This is a genomic window from Virgibacillus sp. (assembly GCF_013393565.1).
Classification (GTDB): Bacteria; Bacillota; Bacilli; order Bacillales; family Amphibacillaceae; genus Virgibacillus; species Virgibacillus dokdonensis.
On record NZ_JABXHF010000012.1, the window covers coordinates 18,404 to 42,524 of the forward strand.

The 24,121-nt window shown below is 35.9% G+C and carries 20 protein-coding genes; 19 read left to right on the forward strand and 1 reads right to left on the reverse strand.

From position 1 onward, the window contains the following. Positions 1-31 precede the first annotated feature (31 nt). Positions 32-205, forward strand: coding sequence for a 50S ribosomal protein L32 (rpmF, locus tag HLX49_RS03930; protein WP_050352640.1), 174 nt, complete (start codon positions 32-34; stop codon positions 203-205). A gap of 445 nt (positions 206-650) precedes the next feature. Next, entirely contained in the window at positions 651-1,133 is a 483-nt protein-coding gene (locus tag HLX49_RS03935; RefSeq protein ID WP_101934049.1) for an RsfA family transcriptional regulator, read from the forward strand. A 190-nt stretch (positions 1,134-1,323) separates the two neighbouring features. On the opposite strand, the gene HLX49_RS03940 is transcribed toward HLX49_RS03935, so the two are convergent. Beyond that, positions 1,324-1,818, reverse strand: coding sequence for an N-acetyltransferase (locus HLX49_RS03940; protein ID WP_077704368.1), 495 nt, complete (start codon positions 1,816-1,818; stop codon positions 1,324-1,326). Positions 1,819-2,122: 304 nt separating this feature from the next. On the opposite strand from HLX49_RS03940, the gene HLX49_RS03945 reads away from it, so the two are divergent. The 17 genes from HLX49_RS03945 to sigE all read left to right on the forward strand — a co-directional run bounded on the left by HLX49_RS03945 (position 2,123) and on the right by sigE (position 24,056). Beyond that, positions 2,123-2,509, forward strand: a complete 387-nt coding sequence (locus tag HLX49_RS03945; RefSeq protein ID WP_296360875.1) for a DUF3397 domain-containing protein — start codon at positions 2,123-2,125, stop codon at positions 2,507-2,509. Between the two features lie 227 nt (positions 2,510-2,736). Then, the gene (gene bshC, locus HLX49_RS03950) at positions 2,737-4,356 is read left to right on the forward strand and encodes a bacillithiol biosynthesis cysteine-adding enzyme BshC (protein WP_296360876.1); all 1,620 of its coding nucleotides are present in this window, start codon (positions 2,737-2,739) and stop codon (positions 4,354-4,356) included. Between the two features lie 263 nt (positions 4,357-4,619). Beyond that, the gene (mraZ, locus tag HLX49_RS03955; RefSeq protein WP_077704360.1) at positions 4,620-5,051 is read left to right on the forward strand and encodes a division/cell wall cluster transcriptional repressor MraZ; all 432 of its coding nucleotides are present in this window, start codon (positions 4,620-4,622) and stop codon (positions 5,049-5,051) included. Between the two features lie 75 nt (positions 5,052-5,126). After that, a complete protein-coding gene (rsmH, locus tag HLX49_RS03960; RefSeq protein WP_077704357.1) occupies positions 5,127-6,104 on the forward strand; it encodes a 16S rRNA (cytosine(1402)-N(4))-methyltransferase RsmH in 978 nt (325 codons plus the stop codon). Further along, positions 6,104-6,472, forward strand: coding sequence for a cell division protein FtsL (gene ftsL / locus HLX49_RS03965; RefSeq protein ID WP_073005281.1), 369 nt, complete (start codon positions 6,104-6,106; stop codon positions 6,470-6,472). The genes rsmH and ftsL overlap by 1 nt, the downstream gene beginning before the upstream one ends. Before the next feature lie 24 nt (positions 6,473-6,496). Then, positions 6,497-8,701, forward strand: a complete 2,205-nt coding sequence (locus HLX49_RS03970; RefSeq protein ID WP_296360877.1) for a penicillin-binding protein — start codon at positions 6,497-6,499, stop codon at positions 8,699-8,701. A 119-nt stretch (positions 8,702-8,820) separates the two neighbouring features. Next, a complete protein-coding gene (locus HLX49_RS03975) occupies positions 8,821-10,752 on the forward strand; it encodes a stage V sporulation protein D (RefSeq protein WP_296360878.1) in 1,932 nt (643 codons plus the stop codon). A 122-nt stretch (positions 10,753-10,874) separates the two neighbouring features. Further along, positions 10,875-12,350: a UDP-N-acetylmuramoyl-L-alanyl-D-glutamate--2,6-diaminopimelate ligase gene (locus HLX49_RS03980; protein ID WP_296360884.1), complete on the forward strand. Its 1,476-nt coding sequence runs from the start codon at positions 10,875-10,877 to the stop codon at positions 12,348-12,350. Continuing rightward, the gene (locus HLX49_RS03985) at positions 12,350-13,705 is read left to right on the forward strand and encodes a UDP-N-acetylmuramoyl-tripeptide--D-alanyl-D-alanine ligase (protein ID WP_296360879.1); all 1,356 of its coding nucleotides are present in this window, start codon (positions 12,350-12,352) and stop codon (positions 13,703-13,705) included. The genes HLX49_RS03980 and HLX49_RS03985 overlap by 1 nt, the downstream gene beginning before the upstream one ends. Before the next feature lie 42 nt (positions 13,706-13,747). Further along, the gene (gene mraY / locus HLX49_RS03990; RefSeq protein ID WP_296360880.1) at positions 13,748-14,734 is read left to right on the forward strand and encodes a phospho-N-acetylmuramoyl-pentapeptide-transferase; all 987 of its coding nucleotides are present in this window, start codon (positions 13,748-13,750) and stop codon (positions 14,732-14,734) included. After that, the gene (gene murD / locus HLX49_RS03995; protein WP_296360881.1) at positions 14,731-16,104 is read left to right on the forward strand and encodes a UDP-N-acetylmuramoyl-L-alanine--D-glutamate ligase; all 1,374 of its coding nucleotides are present in this window, start codon (positions 14,731-14,733) and stop codon (positions 16,102-16,104) included. The genes mraY and murD overlap by 4 nt, the downstream gene beginning before the upstream one ends. Before the next feature lie 336 nt (positions 16,105-16,440). After that, positions 16,441-17,505 carry a stage V sporulation protein E gene (spoVE, locus tag HLX49_RS04000; protein WP_296360885.1) on the forward strand — a complete coding sequence of 355 codons (1,065 nt, stop codon included), beginning with the start codon at positions 16,441-16,443 and terminating at the stop codon, positions 17,503-17,505. 407 nt (positions 17,506-17,912) lie between these two features. Further along, positions 17,913-18,695 (forward strand): cell division protein FtsQ/DivIB, encoded by a 783-nt coding sequence (locus tag HLX49_RS04005; RefSeq protein ID WP_077704327.1) that lies wholly within the window; start codon positions 17,913-17,915, stop codon positions 18,693-18,695. Between the two features lie 679 nt (positions 18,696-19,374). After that, the gene (ftsA, locus tag HLX49_RS04010; RefSeq protein WP_077704323.1) at positions 19,375-20,655 is read left to right on the forward strand and encodes a cell division protein FtsA; all 1,281 of its coding nucleotides are present in this window, start codon (positions 19,375-19,377) and stop codon (positions 20,653-20,655) included. Positions 20,656-20,767: 112 nt separating this feature from the next. Next, positions 20,768-21,922 (forward strand): cell division protein FtsZ, encoded by a 1,155-nt coding sequence (gene ftsZ, locus HLX49_RS04015; protein ID WP_077704320.1) that lies wholly within the window; start codon positions 20,768-20,770, stop codon positions 21,920-21,922. 479 nt (positions 21,923-22,401) lie between these two features. Continuing rightward, positions 22,402-23,322, forward strand: a complete 921-nt coding sequence (gene spoIIGA / locus HLX49_RS04020) for a sigma-E processing peptidase SpoIIGA (RefSeq protein ID WP_296360882.1) — start codon at positions 22,402-22,404, stop codon at positions 23,320-23,322. 14 nt (positions 23,323-23,336) lie between these two features. After that, the gene (gene sigE / locus HLX49_RS04025; protein ID WP_073005714.1) at positions 23,337-24,056 is read left to right on the forward strand and encodes an RNA polymerase sporulation sigma factor SigE; all 720 of its coding nucleotides are present in this window, start codon (positions 23,337-23,339) and stop codon (positions 24,054-24,056) included. Positions 24,057-24,121 lie beyond the last annotated feature (65 nt).

A 24,121-nucleotide genomic window follows, 5' to 3' on the forward strand; every position in this document is an offset into this window, starting at 1 on the left:
ATCTTATCTTTCTATGAAGGAGGTGTAAGTCATGGCAGTACCTAAAAGAAGAACTTCAAAAAAGGTGAAAAACCAACGTCGTACGCATAAAAAATTACATGTGCCTGGCATGGTAGAATGTTCAAATTGTGGGGAGTTGACGAAACCGCACCACGTTTGTAAAGCATGTGGTCACTACGATGGTAAAGAAGTAGTCAGTCAATAATAAAATGTAATTCTAACATGTTGAGTCAAAGATCTGAGAAACTTTATAATTCTTGGATCTTTTTCATTTCATATGCATTGTAAGTTTGGGGCAGGTCACAAACGTGGCTTGCCTTTTAATCTACCTGGAATATAATAAACGTATCTGTTACATGTTATTTGTTCCACTATAGGAACGTATAAAATTTTTTTGGTCGGTTATAGTATAAGAAAAATAAAGGCTTTCACCATTAGACTTGGGGAGAAGCCAATTTTTCTAATATTTTCATGTGCCTAGTTTATTATCTATGGAAAGGATTATAGCTTTTGTAATTGTAGCTTCACTTGCGTAGAAATGATGTTTTAGAGAAAAGTATGGGCAATTTTTTAAAGAAAAACACAAACCTTTTATTCTACCACTCCTAGTTTTTGCATACATTGATAGCAAATGTATAAGGAGGGGTGTTATGAATGTTACAAGGCAAGACGCATGGACGAAAGATGAGGATGTCCTATTAGCAGAAACCGTTCTACGTTATATAAAAGAAGGAAAGACCCAGTTGGAAGCATTTAGGGAAGTAGCTCATAGACTGTCTAGAACTCCTGCAGCCTGTGGATTTAGATGGAATGCAACAATTCGAAAACAATATCAAAATGAGGTTCAACGAGCAAAAGAAGAGCGTAAGAGTGAAAATATTAATTATAGCTGGCCTGTTCCAGAAGCAGGGAACCAAGATCCGCTTCAAACTGTCATTTCGCTATTAGAAAGAATTAAAGCTGGGAATGAACAGATTGCATCGGAGCATCTGAATGAACATGAATTACATCTAAAAAAACTACAGAAAGAAAACGAGGAATTAAAATACATTTTGCTTCGCTATGAAAAGGCATGGCAAGAGATGGCTGCCTTATTGAAATCTGTTGTTACTGAAAAGCCTAACCAAGAGTGAATGGCCTCTATTTGGCATCATCTATATTCCATTATGTACAACTGGAAAAAGGAACGAAGACATGAATGCAAGATAATTCATGTCTCTAGTTCTTTACAAGCACTATAGGAAAGTATAAAGATTTTAGGGTTTATAGTATAAGAAAAACTACAGCTTCCGCCATAAAGATTTGGCGGTAAGCCACGTTTTTCTAAGCTTCATCTTGCTCCTTTATGTGGTTTTCTTTCACACCTGCTGGCATCCAAATCAGTGGATTTTCTCCCAAATCTCGTTCCATTTTGTACTGCGCCTTTTGAAAGCCCATTTTTTCCCAAAAGGCATGAGAGTTAATTCTAGGGTTTGTTTTTATTGGTAATTGATAACTTTTCGCAAAATCTACTAACGCTTTGCCATATCCTTTTCCTTGGTATTCTGGAAGAACTTCTAATTTCCACAAAGTTAGATAATCTTGAGGTGGGTCAAAATAAAAGTCATACTTTCGATTGACTCTATAGAGGCTCATACGAGCAATTATACTGTCGCCAATATAAATTCCGTAAAAAGGTGAATCACTTTGGTTTTCCACCAAATTGTTCTCCAAATCTTCTAACATAGATAATTCTTGATTGCCGTACTCTTTAAAATGTTTAAACTTCTCCAATGTCTTATAATTGATCAAAAGCTTTTCAACTTTCACTTTGTCCATCTTTCTACCCCCTTGCAAATAAAATAATTCCCTTTTTACACTATATAAAAGTTTAAAACTTCGCACCTATAGTATAAGAAAAACCTACAAGTTCCACCATAATGTCTTGGTGTAAGCCCAGTTTTTATAGAATTATTTTTGCTTTTCTATGAATTTATTATAATATAAAAAAAGTAAAGATGAAAATAAAGTGAAGCGCATTCATGTTTGTTGAACACATTTCTGTTCTTATTTATAAAATAGATGAATTAAAGTACTTCTATTAGTATAATAACAGCAGTGGTATATTGGAGGAAAGAATATTATGTTGAATGGAATAATGTATATTATTGCTTTTTTTATTTCTCTACCTTTTTTAGCGACATGGATTGTGTATGTTTGTAGTTATAAGTTAACAGAGCAAAAAATCAAATCTTTTCATCTGGCAGTATATGTAACTACACCTTTATACTTGATAGCTGTAACATTAATGATAGACATGGTTATAGGCATGTCGTTGACGGCTGCTATTATTATTCTTTTTCTACTCCTTTTGGTGGGTGTTCTTATTTTCCAGTGGAAGAAGAGAACGGAAGTCCTTTTAAGTAAAGCTATTAGAATAGTTTGGCGACTGATGTTTTTACTGTTTATTACGTTATATGGACTGTTAATTGTTACAGGGATCATACAACGTATCTTTTTTTCTGTGTAGGAAATAATGAGCTTTTAAGTTGATACCATTAGAAAAACTTGGCTATTGCCAAGTTTTATGGCGATGAAGCGCCATTGTCTTGCTCATACTGTTAACCATAGAAATTCTATATTTTCTATGGCTTGTTCAAATAGACTTCTGAATCAAGCTCGAACAGATCGCATGAAATTTTTAAAATTATTATGTACAATACATGGAGGAGATTACATATAAAGGAGCTTGAATCGATGCGGATCGAACCTATAAATTTAAAGCAACAAAGTAATTTAATGAAAGATTATCGTAATAATGAGGCGAGTATTCATTCGTTTTTTGATTACGCTGCATTCGGTGAATGGAAGCATAGGTATCATGATCTGCAAAAAAACGTTTATAAGCGTCAGGAGTTATGTGATGTTTTACAGTCCATAAACAAACAATGGCAAGCTCCTGAAAGCACGCAGAAAAACATTCAAAGATTACGTCAGTCACAAGCTGTGACCGTTATCGGTGGGCAGCAAGCTGGTCTCCTAACAGGGCCGCTATATACGATTAATAAACTAATTTCAATTATTCAGCTAGCAAGGGAACAGGAAGCGGAGTTAGGCGTACCAGTCATACCTGTTTTTTGGATAGCAGGGGAAGATCATGATTTTGCAGAAGTGAATCATGTTTATATGTGTAAAGAACATCAAATACAAAAAAATATATTAAAGCAACATTTGCAAACCAAAACATCTTTAACGGATATGGAAATGGACCACGCGAAACTGAAGCAGTGGTTGGATAAATTATTTGAACAATTAAGCGAGACGAATCATACAAAAACGTTGTACCATGAAATAATTAGCTGCTTATCATCTTCACATACGTTTGTTGATTTCTTTGCTAAACTTATTTTCTGTCTATTTCCTAAAGAAGGGGTAGTACTAATCGATTCTGGAAATAAGTCTGTACGCCAGTTAGAAAGTGATTACTTTGTGGAAATGGTGGAAAGTCAACCAGAGATAAGTAAAGCAGTGTGCGATTCCTTAGATCAATTACAATCTTTAGGCTACACCGTAGGTCTATCTGCGACACCCGTAGATGGCCATCTGTTCTATTATGAGAATGGTGAGCGCATATTGTTGCAACGATCGAAGGAAAAAGGATGGACGAACAAACAGAACAGTATATATTTTACAACGGAACAACTAAAGCAAATTGCTAAAGATACGCCAGAAAAATTAAATAATAATGTAGTTACTCGTCCCTTAATGCAAGAAAAATTATTTCCAAACCTTGCATTTATAGCAGGACCTGGTGAAATAAGCTATTGGTCTACATTGAAGACAGCATTTCATCACTTGCAAATGAAAATGCCGCCAGTGGTACCTAGGCTATCTTTATCCATTATTGATCGTACGACTGATAAATTATTATCCCATTGTCAACTAAGTGCAGAACAAGTGATTAATGAAGGTGTGCGTGAAGTAAAAGAGAAGTGGCTAGCAACAACATCGTATCCTTCCATAAAAACAATTACTCAGGAAGTACAAGAACAAATAACTAAAGTTCATGCTCCCATGCGTCATCTAGCTGCTTCTATGAGGAGTGATTTAGGGGCGTTAGCTAATAAGAATTTGGACTATATTCAAAATCATATCCAATATTTAGAAAATCGCTTAATAAAGGAACTGCAATTACAGTATCAAAATGATTTAGCCACATTTGATTTACTGGAATGTACGCTCCACCCAGAAAATGGATTACAAGAACGTATTTGGAATCCTCTTCCTTGGTTAAATATGTATGGTATGTCATTTACAAACCGATTGTTACAGTATACATATTCCTTTAACAATTCCCACTATCTTGTTTACCTTTAAGTTATTCGTTCAAGGGGCCAAAGATAAGTTTACATTCTATGTTGTGGAGAGGGGCTTGTTCTTAGCTTTGAAGCGCTACTTTCTCCCACTTGAAATAAATTGTATGTAAAAAGGCTGTCATTATTATTATGGCAGTCTTTTCTTTGTTCTTTTAAATAGGTATAAATGTCCATTTTCAAGCTAACTAAAGCAATAATAAAAAAATTGGTGGTGAATAGTGGGGGGATGTGGTAATATAGGGTATACGAAGGTGGGCGGACTATATGTTTATGGGTGAATTCCAACATAACATTGATGCAAAAGGAAGAATAATTGTTCCTTCCAAGTTTCGAGACCAGCTTGGAGATAGCTTTGTTGTGACCCGAGGGCTGGATCAATGTTTATTTGTGTACCCCATGGAAGAATGGAGCATATTAGAAGAAAAATTAAAAAAACTCCCACTAACGAAAAAAGATGCCAGAGCGTTTACAAGGTTCTTCTTTTCTGGCGCAGTAGAATGTGAAATTGATAAACAGGGAAGAATAAATATTCCACAATCATTACGAAACTATGCAGGCATTGAAAAAGAATGTGTTGTTATTGGTGTTTCGAATCGCATAGAAATATGGTCCAGTGAACAGTGGGAATCTTACGTTACAGACTCTGAAGAATCTTTCGCTGAAATCGCTGAGAATTTAATGGATTTTGATATCTAAAGCAATTGTGCTAGTTCTTTTAGCGATAAAATGGACTAACACACTAGCTTGCTTGAAAGGGAACAGGGTGTTTATATGTTTGATCATAAAAGTGTGTTAAAAAATGAGACCATAGAAGGCCTTGCCATTAAACCAGATGGGGTGTATGTAGATTGTACACTAGGTGGCGGTGGACATGCAGAAGTGATAGCTTCCATGTTAAATCAAGATGGTTTGTTACTTGGTTTTGATCAAGATATCCATGCATTACAGGCAGCAAAAAGTCGTTTGCAGTCTTATAAGGAACGTATAAGATTTATTCATGCTAATTTTAGTGAACTAGAGGTTGTATTATCAAAAGAAAATATTCACAAAGTAGATGGAGTCTTATTTGATTTGGGTGTATCTTCACCACAGCTCGATAAAGGAGATCGCGGTTTTAGTTATCAACATAACGCTAAGTTAGACATGCGAATGAATCAACAGCAAAAACTTGACGCTTATTTTGTAGTTAATTATTGGGATTATCAAGCTTTAGTGAAGATTTTCTTTCAATACGGAGAGGAAAAGTTTTCTAAGCAAATCGCCAGAAAAATAGAAGAACATAGAAAAAAAGCGCCGATTGAGACGACATATCAATTAGTAGAAATAATTAAGGAAGCAATTCCTGCCCCCGCACGACGTAAAGGCGGCCATCCAGCTAAACGGGTGTTTCAAGCATTAAGAATTGCCGTCAATGATGAACTAGGTGTATTTAATGATGCCCTTCATCAAGCGGCAAAAGTAACAGGAATAAACGGACGAATAGCAGTTATTACTTTCCATTCTTTAGAGGATAGACTTTGTAAGCAAGCTTTTAAAAAATGGAGTACAGACAAAGAAACTCCACGTAATTTACCAGTTTTACCAAAAGAAAATGAAGCTCCTTTTCGTTTAGTTACAAGAAAACCAATTGTTGCAACAGAGAATGAACTGGATGTAAATAGAAGATCACGATCTGCTAAGCTTCGAGTTGCTGAAAAAGTAGCCGAATGGAAAGACGATTTTACTTATAAAGAAGGGTGGAGAAAATAATGAGTGCAAATCATGCAAGAAGCTGGGAGCAACTAAAACCGCAAAAGACCCAGGAACAATCGGTTCCAGTAAAAGTTACCAAGCAAGGTTGGATAACAAAAGGTGAAAAAATCATTTACAGTCTTATTGGGCTAATTATTATAGCGGCCAGTATCTACATGGTTTCATTTACTTCATCCACAGACTCGATTAATCGCGAGATGCAAGAGCTAGAGAATAAAGTAAAAGTACAACAATCTGAGAATGATTTATTAAAAGATGAAATTAATTCGTTAAGCCGACCAGAGCGCATCATTGACATTGCTAAGAAAAACGGTTTTCAAGTTCAAGATGCAAAAGTGAAGCAAGCAAAATCTATCGATGAATAATTATTCAAGGAGAATAGATAGGTTATGAGGAAAAACAAAACAACGCATTTTATGGCAGGTATTTTTATCATTCTTTTTGTGGGTATATTTTTAACATTATCAGGAAGATTTCTTTATATACAAGCTACTGCGGAAATTGATGGGGTTTCTTTAGAAGCATGGGCTGACAAGCAACGAACAACATCGTATGAACTCCCAGCAGAGCGCGGGAAGATATTTGATAACAACGGAATGACACTTGCCTACGATCAAACAAGCTATAGAATGTACGCAATAGTCGATGAAACATATTCTGATGGGGCAGAAGAACCAAGACATGTTAAGGAAACAGAGAAAACAGCAAAAAAATTAGCTCCTCTATTAGATATGGAGGAAAAAGACATACTAGCTCGCTTGCAGGAAGGGATAGATAACGATCGCTTCCAAGTTGAATTTGGTAAGAAAGGTAGAGATTTGTCTTTACAAAAGAAAGAGGAAATTGAGGAACTTCATTTGCCAGGGATTCTTTTCAGGGAAGAGTCTGTTCGCTCATACCCGAACGGCACCTTTGCGTCCCAAATAATTGGTTTTGCGAAAGAGATGGACGTAAAGGATAAGCAAGAAAGTACTACAAAGCAAAAAATGCAAGGTGTTACTGGAATTGAGAAAGAAATGGATAAACATTTAAGTGGGGAAGATGGTTACATTGCTTTTCAACGTGATAAATATAATAAGAAACTACTTGATCCAAAAGAAATAGTAAAGAAAAATGAGGATGGCGGAAATATCTATTTAACGATCGACCAAAAAATACAGACCTTACTAGAAGATACTTTAACTCAAGTTGAAAAGAAATACGAACCTGAACGTATTTCAGCAGTAGTGATGAATCCTAAGACTGGAGAGGTTATAGCAATGGGAAATCGTCCAAGTTATAACCCAAATAACCCTAAAAATGTAGAAAATTGGTATAATGATGTTGTATCGACGCCATTTGAGCCTGGATCTACAATGAAAATGTTTACTTGGGCGGCTGCGATAGAAGAAGGCGTTTATAATGGAACGGAAGCATATAAGTCAGGTCGCTATCAACCCAATGAGCAAATAACACCTATTCGTGATCATAATGGCGGAAATGGTTGGGGACCTATTTCATACAATGAAGGGTTTGAGCGTTCTTCTAATGTCGCCGCGTCTAAACTTGTGTGGGAAAAAATTGGATCTGATAAATATCTTGAGTATTTAAAAGCCTTTCATTTCGATCAAAAGACAAATATTGATCTACCAAATGAAGTGATTGGCAAAATATTATATAATTGGCCAGCAGAAAAGTTAACTACAGCATTTGGTCAAGGTACAACCATGACTCCAATGCAACAAATGAAGGCGGCCACTGCTATTGCCAACGATGGAAAAATGGTAAAGCCTTATATTATTAATAAGATTACAAGTTCTAATACAGAGAAGCCAACAAAAGAAAAAAAAACGGATGTGGTTGGTGACCCCATTTCTAAAGAAACGTCTCAACAAGTGCTTAAGCTTCTGGATCAGGCAGTTAATGGAGAACACGCAACTGGTAAAGATTACCGATTAAAGAGCTATAAAGTTGGTGGAAAAACAGGGACAGCGCAAATTCCTAATCCTAAAGGTGGTTATTTAACAGGTAGAGAAAATTATATTTTTTCCTTTTTAGGAATGGCACCCATTGATGACCCTCAATTAATGATGTATGTATCTGTTAAACAACCAAAGTTAGGTGAAAAAGAAGATGGATCTTTGGAAAGGGGATCTGACCCGGTAGCATTTATTTTTAAAAATGTGATGGAGAATGGCTTGCATTATTTAAACATTGATCCAGATAAACAAGAATCAGATCAAATAAAACATATAAAAATCCCAGAACTCATAGGGAAGAGTTCAGAAACTCTAAAACAAGAATTGACGAAAAAGGGTTTACGTGTAACGTCAGTTGGTAAAGGTAAAGTCGTTTCAAGTAATGTACAAAAAGGAGATCGAGTGTTGCCGAATGATCATATTATTATGATTACGGAAAAACCTAAAATGCCAAACATAATCGGCTGGTCACTTCGCGATGCTCTAAAACTGTCTAGTTTGTTAGAATTAAAGACAGAAACGTTTGGTGATGGTTATGTTAAAACCCAAAGTATTAAAGCGGGAACAGCTGTTAAATCAAAAGATTACCTTGGCATAGAGCTGGAACTACCAAACAATAAAAAGAATAAAGATTAGTTGAAGGGGCCTTCTTGCTATACGTTGTGGAGACCGACAAATAACAAAGAACAGTGTTCTAATCCTTTTTTATTATTCATATAGTGGATACAAGCATGTCTTTAAAAAGGAGATGTAGTATGAAACGTGTATCTGCTGTGACTACAAAAAAGAGGATTGTCACTGTTTTTCTTATTGGAATATTGGTGTTTGTTATTATCGATATTCGTTTAGGTTATGTCCAATTTGTAATTGGCGATGAGTTGATGGGACAAGCTACAGAATTATGGACGCGAGATATTGAATTTGAACCAGAAAGAGGAAAAATTCTTGATCGTAATGGAGAGGTACTAGCCGAAAATGTAACAGCTCCATCTGTGGTCGTTGTTCCTAGACAGATAGATGACGCTGAAAAAACAGCTCAAAAACTAGCCTCCATTTTACAAATGTCAGAGGATGAAGCGTTTGAGTATGTTACGAAGAATGCTTCAAGTGTAAATATTCACCCGGAAGGTAGAAAAATTAACGAAAAACAAGAGCTAGCAATTAGAACATTAGATATGAATGGCGTATATTTATCAAAAGACTCAAAACGTCATTATCCGTTTGGAGATGATTTATCTCATGTCCTCGGTTTTGCAGGGATAGATAATCAAGGTCTAATGGGCTTGGAATTATTTTATGATGAACAACTTAGCGGAAATAAAGGTAGTTTATCATTTTATTCTGATGCTAAAGGTAGAAGACTGGAACGCTTAGCAGATATATACTCCGAACCAGAAGATGGGCTTGATTTAAAAACAACGATTGATACACGCGTGCAAACGATTATGGAAAGAGAATTGGATTTAGTTGCCTCAAAATATAACCCAGATGGTGCAGTGGCAATTGCTGTTAATCCGAAGACTGGTGGTGTACTTGGGATGACATCTAGGCCAAACTTTCATCCGGAAAAATATCAGGAAGTGGACTCTGATATCTTTGACCGTAATTTACCAATTTGGAGTACGTATGAGCCTGGGTCTACATTTAAGATTATTACACTTGCTGCTGCATTAGAGGAAGAAGTGGTTGATTTAAATAAAGACCATTACCATGATGATGGCGATATCTCTGTGGGAGGTTCGGAATTACATTGTTGGAAAAGTGGGGGACATGGACACCAAAGCTATTTAGAAGTAGTGCAAAACTCGTGTAACCCAGGATTTGTGAGTCTTGGTCAAAAGCTAGGAAAAGATAAACTATTTTCGTATATTGATCTGTTTGGTTTTGGAAAGAAAACAGGAATTGATTTGCAAGGAGAGGGTACTGGGATTTTATTTAAACCTGAAAATGTTGGGCCAGTTGAATTAGCTACTACAGCTTTCGGTCAAGGTGTTTCGGTAACCCCAATTCAGCAAGTAATGGCTGTATCTGCAGCGGTGAATGGAGGATTCTTATATGAGCCGTATATTGCAGAAGAATGGATTAATTCAACGACTCAGTCTGTCCAAAAGCAAGTTAAACCGACCATGAAAAAGAGAGTTATTTCTGAAGATACTTCCAATGAAATACGTCATGCTTTGGAAAGTGTAGTAGCTCAAGGAACTGGGCGCCCTGCATATGTCGATGGGTATAGAGTAGGTGGAAAAACTGGAACAGCGCAAAAAGTTGGTCCGGATGGAAGATATATGGAAAATAACTATGTCGTTTCTTTTATTGGTTTTGCCCCAGCTGATGATCCTGAAATTGTTGTATATGTTGCTGTAGATAATCCAAAAAATGCAGTGCAATTTGGTGGGGTTGTGGCTGCCCCTGTGGTAGGAACAATTATTGGAGATAGCCTAAGGGCAATGGATGTAAAACCGCGAACAGAAGGTATTGAAAAGGATTATCAATGGCCAGAACAGCCTAAAATTGAGGTGCCCGATGTGAAGGGAATGAAGAAGAAAGATTTGCAGGAATATATGACCAATTTATCCATCGAAACAAGTGGTGATGGCGACTACATTGTAGATCAAGCGCCTAAACCAGGGACGAAAGTGGAGCAAGGATCAAAAATCAGAGTGTATTTAGCAGAAAATAATCGTTAAACACATTTAAATTTGCTATAATAGATAGGCGAAAAAGAAAGAGGGTGTTTTCACCCTCTTAAAAGTCATTTACAAGAAGAATGTTATAATGAGATAATTCAATGAAGAATGGGATGTTACGAATGAACTTAGAGGAATTATTAACGAGTATACCTTTTTATCACACAACAGACCATATGGCAAAACTAACCGTTAACCGTATTGTTATGGATTCTCGAAAGGTAGAGCCTGGAGATGTATTTATATGTATATCTGGATATACGGTGGATGGTCATGATTTTGTTCCTCAGGCCGAAGCTAATGGGGCAGTAGCTATTATAGCAGAAAAATCTGTGAACACGAAGCTACCAACTATAGTAGTTCCAGATACACATCGAGCTCTATCCATGCTTGCTGTGGAATTTTACGATAATCCCACTGACAAGCTTGCCCTAATTGGTATTACGGGAACGAATGGTAAAACAACAGTAACCTACTTACTAGAAACGATATTTCAGTTAGCGAAACAAAAAACAGGTGTTATTGGTACGATACATATGAAAATCGGCGATGAGACGTATCCGGTAGTTAACACCACTCCTGATGCGCTTTTTTTGCAACAGACATTTAATAAAATGGTTCAACAGAATGTAGACAAAGCGATTATGGAAGTATCTTCCCATGCACTTGTTCAAGGAAGAGTACATGGCTGTAATTATGATATTGCTGTGTTTACAAATCTTTCTCAGGATCATTTAGATTTTCATAAAGATATGGACGATTATTTGCGAGCAAAGAGCCTTTTGTTTGCACAAATGGGTAACAATTATAATCATACTAGGCGTAAATACGCCATTATTAATCAGGATGAAGCGGCGAGCGATGTGCTAAAACAAAGCACAGCACAACAGGTGTTAACGTATGGCATACATCAAGCTTCCCAAGTGATGGCGAAAGATATTGAACTAGGTGCTGCTGGAACCCACTTTCATTTGAACACTCCAGTAGGTAATATTCGAATTGAAAGCAAATTAATGGGAATGTTTAACGTTTATAACATGTTAGCAGCTTCTGCTACGGCGATAGCTTCTAACATTCCTTTGGATACGATCCAACAAGCGTTCAAGCAAATTGAAGGCATTAATGGACGCTTTGAGCCTGTAAATGAAGGACAGTCTTTTGCTGTCATTGTAGATTATGCACATACACCTGATTCGTTAGAGAACGTATTACAGACGGTGAAGGAGTTTGCTGAAAATCGTGTTTTTGTCGTCGTTGGTTGTGGTGGTGACAGGGATCGAACCAAGCGCCCTTTAATGGCTGAAATAGCAGTAAAGTATGCTGATAAGCCGATCTTCACTTCTGATAACCCGAGAACAGAAGATCCATTAGCTATTCTTGAAGATATGACGAGTGGATTAGATCAAGATACAGCATTTGACGTCATTGCTGATCGAAAAGTTGCTATTCAGGAAGCGATAAACCAAGCAACAGAAGATGACGTGATTATCATTGCGGGAAAAGGGCATGAAACGTATCAGCAAATAGGCCATACAAAATATGATTTTGACGACCGTGAAGTTGCTCGTCAAGCCATTCTAGCTAAGGAGCGTGCCTAATGTTTACGGTGAATTGGCTTACTCATGTGTTTTTGGATTATAAAGGAAGTGCGAATCAACAAACGATTCATGGCGTTTATACCGACAGTCGTACAGAAATGACCAATGGTTTATTCGTACCGATTATTGGTGAAAATTTTGATGGCCATGATTATGTATTGCAAGCAGTAGATAACGGAGCTATTGCCGTTTTATGGAGTGAGCAAAAAGAGCTTCCTGAAGCTGTATCTTCTTCATTAATGGTCTTCTATGTAGAAGATACGTTGGCTGCTTTACAAAAACTGGCTACTGCCTATCGCGAGAAAATCAATCCAGTTGTGATTGGTATTACGGGGTCAAATGGTAAAACATCTACGAAGGATATGGTTGCAGCTATTATGCAAACGACCTATCGGACTCATTATACGCAAGGGAACCTTAATAATCACATCGGTGTCCCACTGACCATCTTATCAATGAAGCCAGATACCGAAGTTTTAGTTGTTGAAATGGGAATGAACCATGCTGGTGAAGTAAAAGTATTAACCAATATAGCTAAACCAGATTATGCAATAATTACTAATATTGGTGAATCTCATATTGAGTTTCTAGGCTCTAGAGAAAATATAGCGAAGGCTAAATTAGAAATTTTACTTGGATTAAGCGATAAAGGAGCGCTTATTATAGATGGTGATGAACCTTTATTGCAGCATTGTCATGGTCAAAAAAAGCTGATTACTTGTGGTTTTGCAGAACATAACATATATCAAATAACAAAGGTTTATATACAAGACAACGCAACATCGTTTATAATAAACAAAGCTACGTCATACACGATTCCGTTTTTAGGAAAACACCATGCTAAAAATGCTACGTTAGCAATTTCTGTTGCAATTTGTATGAACATCGATGTAGAACAGATTCAATTGGCTTTTTATCATATTAAAAAGACAGGAATGCGCTTTGAAAAGATAAACGGAAAAAATGGTGTGACGTTAATTAATGATGCTTATAATGCTTCGGCAACTTCTATGAAGGCTGCCATTGAAGTAATAAAACAGCTTGAAGATTATTCTGAAAAAATTCTTGTTTTAGGGGATATTTTAGAATTAGGAGCACATACAGAGGCGATTCATCGATCTGTAGCTGCTGTCATCGAAAATCCAATTACAAATGTCTACACATATGGTGAAGCTTCTAAATATATTACAGAGGCAGTAATAGAACAAGGAAGCAATATTTCTGCTGCACATTATACGAATAAGGCTGAATTGCTTCATGATATAAAACCCCATTTACATGAAGAGGCAATTATATTATTTAAAGCATCGAGAGGCCTAAAATTTGAATCGATTTTAGCTGAATTAAAACGATAGTCAATGAATTGATGGACGGTTTCTAACGAAGGAGGAAAAGTAATGAATATCACTATGTTAATGGTAACTATTTTAATAGCGTTTTTAATTACCGTCCTTTTATCTCCTATTTTTATTCCATTTTTGCGTAGATTGAAGTTTGGGCAAAGTATTAGAGAAGAAGGACCTAAATCCCATCTAAAAAAAACCGGGACGCCGACAATGGGAGGGATTATGATTGTATTCAGTATTGTTATCACCTCTCTCATTATGAGTTGGAAAGTAAATCCAGTTGGGGTTAACTATGAAATGTGGATTTTGTTGTTCGTATTAGTAGGATACGGGTTACTTGGATTTTTGGATGATTTTATAAAAATAATGAAAAAAAGAAATCTCGGATTAACTTCCAAGCAAAAATTACTTGGGCAACTTATTATTGCGCTGGTTGTTTATTTTGTCTTAAAAGCACAAGGTTTTCCTACTTATATATCTGTACCCGGAACGACCTTCCAATTAGAGCTTGGCTGGGCATATGCTCTTTTAATTATAGTTATGCTTGTTGGAGCATCTAATGCAGTAAATTTAACAGATGGATTAGACGGTTTGCTAGCTGGTACTGCTGCCATTGCTTTTGGTGCATTTGCCGTGTTAGCATTGTATGGATATCCACAAAGTGAGGTAGCAATATTTGCGCTGGCCATCGTTGGTGCTTTACTTGGCTTTTTAGTATTTAATGCGCACCCTGCGAAGGTCTTTATGGGCGATACCGGCTCTTTAGCCTTAGGTGGAGCAATTGCGATCATTGCTATTTTAACAAAACTTGAAATTATTTTAGTTGTTATTGGCGGCGTGTTCGTTATTGAAACATTATCTGTTATCATACAAGTTATATCATTTAAAACAACTGGAAAAAGAGTATTTAAAATGAGCCCATTACATCATCATTATGAGCTTTTGGGATGGTCAGAATGGCGAGTAGTTACAACCTTTTGGCTAGTAGGGCTTGTTTTTGCCGCGTTAGGAATTTATATTGAGGTGGGTATAAGTTGAGAAAATTAAAAGATTTCCCTTATGAGCATGTTTTAGTTTTGGGGCTAGCGAAAAGCGGTACGGCAGCCGCAACCACATTACTCGAACAGGGGAAAAAAGTGCGAATAAATGATCAAAATGCAACAGAATCTGATGCAAATGTAAACCAATTAAATAAGATGAGGGTAGAGATGGGGGTAGAGATAGGGGGAGAGTTAATTCTCGGCTCTCACCCTATTCGTGTTTTAGATGGGATAGAAGTCATCGTTAAAAACCCTGGTATTTCCTATGATAACCCTATTGTTGTAGCAGCCCAACAAAGGGGAATACCTGTAATAACTGAAATTGAAATAGCGGGTCAATTGGCAAGCGGACCAATTATTGGAATAACAGGTTCTAATGGTAAAACAACGACGACGACTTTAACTACTGAAATGCTAAAGCAAAGTGAAAAACCTGTTAAAGTTGCAGGGAATATTGGCATTGTTGCAACTGAAGTGGCAAAAAATTTGCATCCAAACGAGAATCTTGTACTAGAGCTATCATCTTTTCAATTAATGGGCGTCGAGAAATTTAAACCGAAAATTGCTGTACTACTTAATATATTTAAAGCCCATCTAGATTATCACAAAACATGGGAAAACTATAAACAAGCAAAATATAATATTTTTAAAAACCAAACGAAAGATGATTTTCTTGTTTATAACGCAGAAGATAAAAATTTGTTAAAGGCTATTAAACTTGCAAAAGCGCAAAAAATACCATTTTCTGTTAAAAGGAAACAGAGCGATGGGGCTTGGCTTGACAACGAAGCGATCTACTTTAAAGAAGAAAAAATTATGGAACGTAAGGATATTGTCTTATTAGGATCGCATAATTACGAGAATATTTTAGCTAGTGTAGCAGCTGCTAAGTTAAGTGGAGCAACAAATGAAGGAATTCAAAAAGTGTTAAGTATGTTTACAGGTGTGAAACACAGATTACAATTTGTAGAAAATCACCGTGAGCGATTGTTTTATAATGATTCAAAAGCTACCAATTGTCTAGCTACGCAAAAAGCTTTATCAGCCTTTAATCAACCTATTATTCTACTTGCAGGAGGATTAGACCGTGGTAACGGTTTTGACGAACTCCTACCATATATGCAGCACGTGAAAGCAATGGTATTATTTGGTGAAACTGCTTCAAAACTAGAAAATTTGGGAATGAAAGCGCAAGTTTCTGATATTCGTGTAACTAAAAATGTGCAAACAGCAGTACAGGAAGCTTATGAAATATCTGAACCTAATGATGTCATATTGTTATCACCTGCTTGTGCAAGCTGGGATCAATATCGCACGTTTGAAGAAAGAGGAGACATGTTTATACAAGCCGTGCATACATTAGTATAGGGGCTTGTTTAATAGATAATAAAAGGGTGTTAGAAATTAGAAGTTATTTCAATGTGGAAAGCTTATTTACGTATTGAGAAGTTAGATTGCTTACCAGTAATCACCGAATGACGAAGGAAACTACTTCCCTTGGCGTATGATTATTGTCTACTCCTACGCTGAAAATATTTACTGGTTGATGGTTCATTTTACAATCACGAACAAAAATAATCTTATACGAATTTCTATTATTGATGCATCCTTTTTAAACACCCCCTGGTAATAATCAAAAGTGGGGTGTTATTTTTGCTACAAAAAACAAACCGTTCAACAAATGCTTCACCAGATTATATTTTAATGGGAGTTATTATTGGATTGCTCGTAATTGGTGTTGTAATGGTTTATAGTTCATCTTACGTTTGGTCAGCGTATAAGTTTTCTGATTCCCTCTATTATGTAAAACGACAACTGTTATTTGCGGGTACTGGAGTAATAGCTATGTTGCTTATTATGAATGTTCCTTATACAACATGGAAAAAGTATGCAAAGCTGATTTTACTAGTTTGTTTTTGTTTATTATTTCTTGTTTTAATACCTGGCATTGGCATGATAAGAGGAGGAGCGCAAAGTTGGATTGGAATTGGGGCATTTAGTATTCAACCGTCAGAATTTATGAAATTAGGTTTGATTATTTTCCTAGCTTCCCACTTAGCCAAATATCAAAAATATATTACATCGTTCAAAAAAGGGTTTTTACCTTCCATTCTATTGATATTTACTGCTTTTGGTTTAATTATGTTGCAGCCAGATTTAGGAACAGGTATGGTATTAGTATTAACTTGTATGGTGATGGTCTTTACTGCAGGCGCTAGATTATCTCATTTTTTTGGTTTAGGAGCTCTAGGGTTAGTGGGTTTTATTGGTTTGATTGCTTCTGCACCATATAGAATTAGTCGGATTACAGCTTTTTTGAACCCATGGGAGGATCCGCTAGGAGATGGTTTCCAAATTATTCAATCATTATATGCGATCGGTCCAGGTGGTTTATTAGGATTAGGATTCGGGAATAGTTTACAAAAATATTTTTATTTACCAGAACCTCAAACGGATTTTATCTTTGCTATCTTGGGTGAGGAATTAGGATTTATTGGCGGTACGGTTGTGATTATATTATTTCTTTTGTTGTTTTGGAGAGGAATCAAAATATCCTTAGAAGCACCAGATAGTTTCGCCCGTCTATTAGCTCTAGGCATCGTGTCCATGCTAGCGATACAAGCAATGATTAATATTAGTGTCGTCATTGGGCTAATTCCTGTAACTGGAATTACTTTACCATTTTTGAGTTATGGAGGATCTTCCTTAACATTAATTCTTTGCTCTGTAGGTATTTTGTTAAATATTAGTAAGTATACAAAAATATAAACATGTCATCATCCGCCCTGAATGAATCATAGAAATAACTTGTTCATTTATATACGCATATGCATGAAGGGACATGTTTGTCAAGAAACCTCAGATGATTACATCTGGGGTTTCGATGTATATTATAGGAAATGATAAATTTAACGTTTATAGTATATGCCAAGTCTTTTCTAAGTTTATAATAAAAATAAAGGGGGTAACGCCACAATGCAGGTTTAAAATATGTAAGTTCTCCAGTAGTATTTTTTGGACCATAGCAGAACAAGATAGTGAAATAAAAAACTTTACATTTCCCTAAGTCTCACTACATTTTTCCATAGATTATATGATATACTCATAGTAACAAGTTGAAATGGCATGTACATGCCATTTCTTGTTGTTAATTTAGGATAAAGGAAGAAATGGAGATGGCTCAGAAGAAAGTCGTTTCGATTGAAGATCGAATTCCAAAATTAAAACAAGCAAGGAAAAAAAAGGCAAACCGCAGGCTGTTATTTTACCTGTCTATTTTTTTCATTTTGATTTCAATTATTGTTTATTTACAATCGCCGTTAAGTTATATACGTACGATCCAAGTAGAAGGTAATTCTTTTTTACAGGATAATGAAATTGTAAAACAAGCGGATTTAACCGATAATAAAAACATATGGACAATTGATACTGATGCGATAGAGTCGATGTTAAATGATAGTCCAATTATTGCTTCTGCTAAGGTAAGTCGAAAATTACCTTGGACCGTTTCCATCACGGTTGAAGAATACGAACTTGTTGGTTACACACAAAAAGAAACGACTTACTATCCAGTATTAGGTAATGGAACAACACTTCAAAGTATGGCAAAAAAAACGTATAATGGAGATGCTCCGCTATTAAAGGGGTTTAATAAGGAAACGTATTTACATAGGTTAACGAATGAAATGGAAAAACTACCTGAAACGATTCGAAATCTAATTTCGGAAGTGCATTGGACACCAGAAAAAGATAATAACGATAAGATGCGGTTATATATGAATGATGGTTTTATCGTTGATGCTCGCATTCCAAACTTTGCTGATAGTATGGAAATATACCCCTCCATCGTGTCACAACTAGATGAAGAAAGCGAAGGAATTATTCATATTGGGGTTGGTGCATATTTCGAGTCATTTCACAATGGAAAGAAGGGACAAAAGGCTGAGAAGGAGGATTAGCGTTTTGTTTTTGCAATAGGAAACCATTATCTAATGGATTCTTAACTTAAGAAGATTGTTTCTCAGTCAAGTGTTTATATAAAACTATCCTTTTTATAAATCAATTTTTTCTAAACGACATATTTTGAATCTGTTTTACGAATGACTATATTAGCGTTTCTTATACGATTAAAAAAGTAGTGAGCTCTATAATTTTAGCATCCGAAAATAAGGAACTTAACCCCTTCATTTTGGTTCATAAATGAAGAATATTAGAAAAGAAAAATCGTTTTAAATAGTGTTTAAATGTTGTTTGGTTTATGAAGCGATACCTTTGTGTATTAGCAGCTTAGAGATAAGTTATAGTGTATTTTTCTACAATCCATTTGTACGGCGCGAATATTTCATTTCAATGGATAAGTGCCATGTTAGAAAAACATGACTTTAAAGCCGTCGTTTTGCTTAAACCATAAACCCTAGAAATCTATACTTTCCTATAGTGTAAAAAAAGTACTAAAAAATAAAGGGAATTACTAGTTTTATGTGGAATAAATTTATATATTACGTTTTGTGCGTGTATTATAGGAAATGATAAATCTAAGAACATTACATCTGTCGCTAAAAAAGTATAGTAGATAAAAATATATTATGGAGAGAAGTTTGCTTTTGTGCAGCTTTTGAATTTGGGAGGTGCCTTGTTTTGAACAACAGTGATATTTTAGTAAGCCTAGATATAGGTACATCAAAAATAAAAGTAATTATCGGTGAGGTTTTAAATGATTCATTAAATATTATTGGTGTAGGTACTGCTAAATCGAATGGTATGAAAAAAGGAGCTATCATAGATATAGATCAAACGGTACATTCCATTCGTAATGCAGTAGACCAAGCCGAAAGAATGGTTGGTATGAAAATTGAACGCGTAGTTGTAGGAGTGAATGGGAATCACATTCAATTGCAACCATGCCACGGAGTTGTAGCAGTTCAAAGCGAAAACCGTGAAATAACGGATGAAGATGTTACAAGGGTAATTGATGGTGCGCAAGTAATGTCTATTCCTCCAGAAAGAGAAATCATTGATGTTATTCCTAAACAATTTATTGTCGATGGGTTAGATGAAATTAATGACCCTAGAGGGATGATTGGCGTACGTTTAGAAATGGAAGGGACTATCATTACTTGTTCAAAAACTATTTTGCACAATATCTTAAAATGTGTAGAACGTGCTAACCTCGAAGTAGCGGACATCTGCCTTCAACCGCTTGCCGCCGGAACAATTGCTTTATCGAAAGATGAAAAAAGCATGGGAGTCGCTTTAATAGATGTAGGCGGCGGTTGCTCCACAGTTTCCATCTTCGAAAATGACCATCTGGTTTCATCTAGTGTTATACAATTAGGCGGAGACAATATCACAAAAGATCTATCCATTGGATTACGTACGTCGACAGAAGAAGCTGAAAATGTAAAGTTAAATTTTGGACATGCCTTCTATGATGATGCAATGGAGGAAGAAGTATTCGATGTATCCATTATCGGAAGTAATTCTAAACAAACGTCGAATCAATTAGAAATAGCAGATATAATTGAGGCAAGGATGGAAGAAATTTATGCCTTTGCTGAGAAAGAAATACGACAAATGGGTTATCAGGAATTACCTGGGGGTTATGTATTAACTGGTGGAACGATGGCAATGCCTGGTGTGCTTGAGTTGGCTGAAGACGTATTTCGTTCTAATGTTCGAATTGCTATCCCCGATTACATAGGTGTGCGGGAGCCACAATTTACTCCAGGCGTTGGTATCTTGCAATTTGCTTATTGGAATGCGAAAATACAGGGAAAAGATTTATTTCCAACTGTCATTTCACAAGATCCAGACGCTCAACCAAAACGTATAAAGAAACAAGCGAAAGCAAATGAAACGAAAGAACCAAAGAAAAAAGAAGCTAAAATTGCTAATTTGTTTAAGTATTTTTTTGATTAAAGTAGACACTTTCTTTTATTATATGAAAGTTTTCTATTAATATACGAAAAATAACCTCTATTCAATTAGCTTCTAGAACGTTTGTAATTTTGCACATTAGGAGGAACGAACTATGTTAGAATTTGATATGAATATGGAAGAATTAGCTACAATAAAAGTAATTGGAGTAGGTGGAGGAGGTAACAATGCTGTCAATCGTATGATTGAGCATGGTGTAGAAGGTGTAGAATTTATAGCAGTAAATACCGATGCGCAAGCATTAAACCTTTCTAAAGCTGAATTAAAGATTCAAATAGGTGAAAAATTGACAAGAGGTTTGGGTGCTGGTGCTAATCCAGAAGTTGGAAAGAAAGCAGCTGAAGAAAGTAAAGAGCAACTGGAAGAAGTGTTACAAGGTGCAGATATGATCTTCGTTACTGCTGGTATGGGGGGAGGAACGGGAACAGGTGCTGCACCTGTTATAGCACAAATTGCTAAAGATTTGGGTGCTTTAACAGTCGGGGTAGTTACTCGACCATTTTCCTTTGAAGGAAGAAGACGCTCCACCCAAGCCATTTCAGGGATCGATGCGTTAAAAGGAAGCGTTGATACGCTAATTGTCATTCCAAACGACCGTTTGTTGGAAATAGTAGATAAAAATACACCGATGTTGGAGGCTTTCCGTGAAGCTGATAATGTATTACGTCAAGGTGTACAAGGCATATCTGATTTAATTGCTAAACCAGGGTTAATTAACGTCGATTTTGCTGACGTTAAAACAATTATGTATGATAAAGGTTCTGCTTTAATGGGAATCGGTGTCGCAACAGGTGAAACTCGAGCGACAGAAGCAGCTAAAAAAGCTATATCTTCACCATTACTTGAAACTTCCATCGATGGCGCACATGGTATTTTAATGAACATTACCGGTGGAACAAATTTAAGTTTATATGAAGTGCAAGAAGCTGCGGACTTAGTGACTTCTGCTGCAGATAATGAAGTGAACGTAATATTTGGTTCTGTTATTAATGAAAATTTAAAAGACGAAATTATAGTCACTGTCATTGCTACAGGTTTTGATGAATCTGTTCAAAAATCAGAACAACCTGCTAGACAGCAGCGATCTGCACAGCAGCAACATGCAGCGACTCGTACAAATGATACAGTGTCAAGAAGGGAAAGAGAAAGAGAGCCTGAACCTCAACAGCAACAGCGCCATGCCCAAGAAGAGGATACATTAGATATTCCTACCTTCTTGCGAAACCGGAACCGAAATAGAAATCGTTAAAAGTGAGAAAACAGTTTAAAGAAATCTTAGGGAGTATTCCCTAAGATTTTTTGGTTTATAGTATAAAAGAAAAACAAAGGCTTTCTAATAATATAGGAAGGCTCTATATCTACAATTGACATAAAATGAAGTCACACACATAAATGACAAACCTTCTAATATCTCGAGAAAATTAGTCAAATATACGATACAGAATATGACAGACTTTTCTTGTCTGCTTCGCTATACTATAATCACTATAATTTATCTCGGATATAAGGTGCTGTAAGACTCCCGCTTCAAGAATTAGAGATGTGAGCTAAATGGAACATAACAGCACCTAGATCTCCGATTCGTTCAAAGGCCCTTAGGCCATACCCTGGGCTACTAACAATCTACGGGGATAAAGAACCCTCCACTGATTGAAGCTTCACTTTATGGCAAGCTTTACTATTAAAAGCTAGAAAATGATGATTCCTGATAATTGAAGGGAAATCAATATGACTATTTACTTGGATGCAGTTTGGGCGTTGAACTTTTTATTGGATTTTATGCTGCTAATGCTTACCCAAGCATTGGCTAGAGATGATACGAAAAAGCTTCGTTTAGCTATTGGAGCGTTCGTTGCATCCTTGACCGTACCTATTTCTATCTATTTTCCTGAATCTATTGCTACTAGTGTGCCAGGGAAAATAGTAGCATCTGGCATTATTATTATTGTTGCCTTTGGCTACAGAAATAAGTATCGATGGGTAAAGCTATTTGCATTATTTTACTTTGTAAGCTTTTCGATAGGAGGTGGTTTAACGGCTATCCACTTTTTACTCCAACGGCCATTTTATGTGCATACAAATGGCTTTTTAACGTATAACAGTGGTTTCGGTGATCCGATAAGTTGGTTGTTTATAGTAATTGGTTTTCCAATAGTGTGGCTGTTTACAAAATGCCGTTTGGACAAGCACGTACAAGAAAAAATTCGTTATGACCAAATTTTACCAGTAACTATTGAAATGAAAGGAAAAAGTTATTCAACAACAGGATTTATTGATAGTGGAAATCAATTAACCGATCCAATTACTAAAAAACCAGTTGTCCTATGTGATGAAGTGTTTTTAAAGCAATGGTTCTCTGAACAGACTTGGGCGGATCTGGAGCGTTGCTATCATACTTTTCAAATTGAAGCATTACCAGCGGAGTGGGAGAAATATTTACAAATAGTACCTTATCAAGGTGTAGAAGGAAATAATATGTTTCTATTTACGCTACGTCCCGAACGAATCATTATTTACTATGGAGAAGAACGAATTACAACAAAAAAAGCGTTAATCGGGATTCAGTTTGGAGAATTAACAAAAGATGCAAGTTATCATTGTTTATTACATCCGAGAATGATTCAAACATCTACCATTCATAGTGCATAAAGGAGAGATAAATGTTGAGAATTTCTAAATTGCGTCTTCGTTTATGGTGGCTTAAATTATTAGTAAAGCTACGTATAAAATCAGAAGAGATTTATTACATTGGTGGTAGCGAAGCACTACCTCCACCTTTGTCTAAAGAGGAGGAGCAGGAATTATTAGCTTTATTGCCTAAAGGGGATAAATCGGCTAGAGCCATCTTAATAGAGCGTAATTTACGTTTAGTCGTTTATATAGCTAGAAAATTTGAAAACACGGGAATTAATATTGAAGATTTAATTAGCATAGGTACAATCGGTCTTATTAAAGCTGTTAATACCTTTAATCCAGAAAAAAAGATAAAATTGGCAACGTATGCATCTCGCTGCATTGAAAATGAAATTCTCATGTATTTACGACGAAATAATAAATTAAAATCAGAAGTTTCTTTTGATGAGCCATTGAATATAGATTGGGACGGAAATGAATTATTGCTTTCTGATGTTTTAGGGACGGATGAAGATATTATAACCCGAGATTTAGAAACGAATGTAGATAAGCATTTGTTAAAAAACGCCTTATCACAGCTTAACCCTCGTGAAAAACAAATTATGGAATTGCGTTTTGGACTTATTGGTGAAGAAGAAAAAACACAAAAAGATGTAGCCAATATGTTAGGAATTTCCCAATCCTATATATCCAGATTGGAGAAAAAAATAATTCGACGATTAAAAAAAGAATTTAATAAAATGGTTTAACCTTGTGTTGGTAAGTTTTCATGTTTTTTCATCATGAATTTAAGATAACGAATTGCATAAAAACC

Excerpts from the sequence above, each read along its gene's own strand:
- rpmF (WP_050352640.1), top strand. The coding sequence starts at position 32 with ATGGCAGTACCTAAAAGAAGAACTTCAAAAAAGGTGAAAAACCAACGT.
- HLX49_RS03935 (WP_101934049.1), top strand. The coding sequence starts at position 651 with ATGAATGTTACAAGGCAAGACGCATGGACGAAAGATGAGGATGTCCTA.
- HLX49_RS03940 (WP_077704368.1), bottom strand. The coding sequence starts at position 1,818 with ATGGACAAAGTGAAAGTTGAAAAGCTTTTGATCAATTATAAGACATTG.
- HLX49_RS03945 (WP_296360875.1), top strand. The coding sequence starts at position 2,123 with ATGTTGAATGGAATAATGTATATTATTGCTTTTTTTATTTCTCTACCT.
- bshC (WP_296360876.1), top strand. The coding sequence starts at position 2,737 with ATGCGGATCGAACCTATAAATTTAAAGCAACAAAGTAATTTAATGAAA.
- mraZ (WP_077704360.1), top strand. The coding sequence starts at position 4,620 with ATGTTTATGGGTGAATTCCAACATAACATTGATGCAAAAGGAAGAATA.
- rsmH (WP_077704357.1), top strand. The coding sequence starts at position 5,127 with ATGTTTGATCATAAAAGTGTGTTAAAAAATGAGACCATAGAAGGCCTT.
- ftsL (WP_073005281.1), top strand. The coding sequence starts at position 6,104 with ATGAGTGCAAATCATGCAAGAAGCTGGGAGCAACTAAAACCGCAAAAG.
- HLX49_RS03970 (WP_296360877.1), top strand. The coding sequence starts at position 6,497 with ATGAGGAAAAACAAAACAACGCATTTTATGGCAGGTATTTTTATCATT.
- HLX49_RS03975 (WP_296360878.1), top strand. The coding sequence starts at position 8,821 with ATGAAACGTGTATCTGCTGTGACTACAAAAAAGAGGATTGTCACTGTT.
- HLX49_RS03980 (WP_296360884.1), top strand. The coding sequence starts at position 10,875 with ATGAACTTAGAGGAATTATTAACGAGTATACCTTTTTATCACACAACA.
- HLX49_RS03985 (WP_296360879.1), top strand. The coding sequence starts at position 12,350 with ATGTTTACGGTGAATTGGCTTACTCATGTGTTTTTGGATTATAAAGGA.
- mraY (WP_296360880.1), top strand. The coding sequence starts at position 13,748 with ATGAATATCACTATGTTAATGGTAACTATTTTAATAGCGTTTTTAATT.
- spoVE (WP_296360885.1), top strand. The coding sequence starts at position 16,441 with ATGGGAGTTATTATTGGATTGCTCGTAATTGGTGTTGTAATGGTTTAT.
- HLX49_RS04005 (WP_077704327.1), top strand. The coding sequence starts at position 17,913 with ATGGCTCAGAAGAAAGTCGTTTCGATTGAAGATCGAATTCCAAAATTA.
- ftsZ (WP_077704320.1), top strand. The coding sequence starts at position 20,768 with ATGTTAGAATTTGATATGAATATGGAAGAATTAGCTACAATAAAAGTA.
- spoIIGA (WP_296360882.1), top strand. The coding sequence starts at position 22,402 with ATGACTATTTACTTGGATGCAGTTTGGGCGTTGAACTTTTTATTGGAT.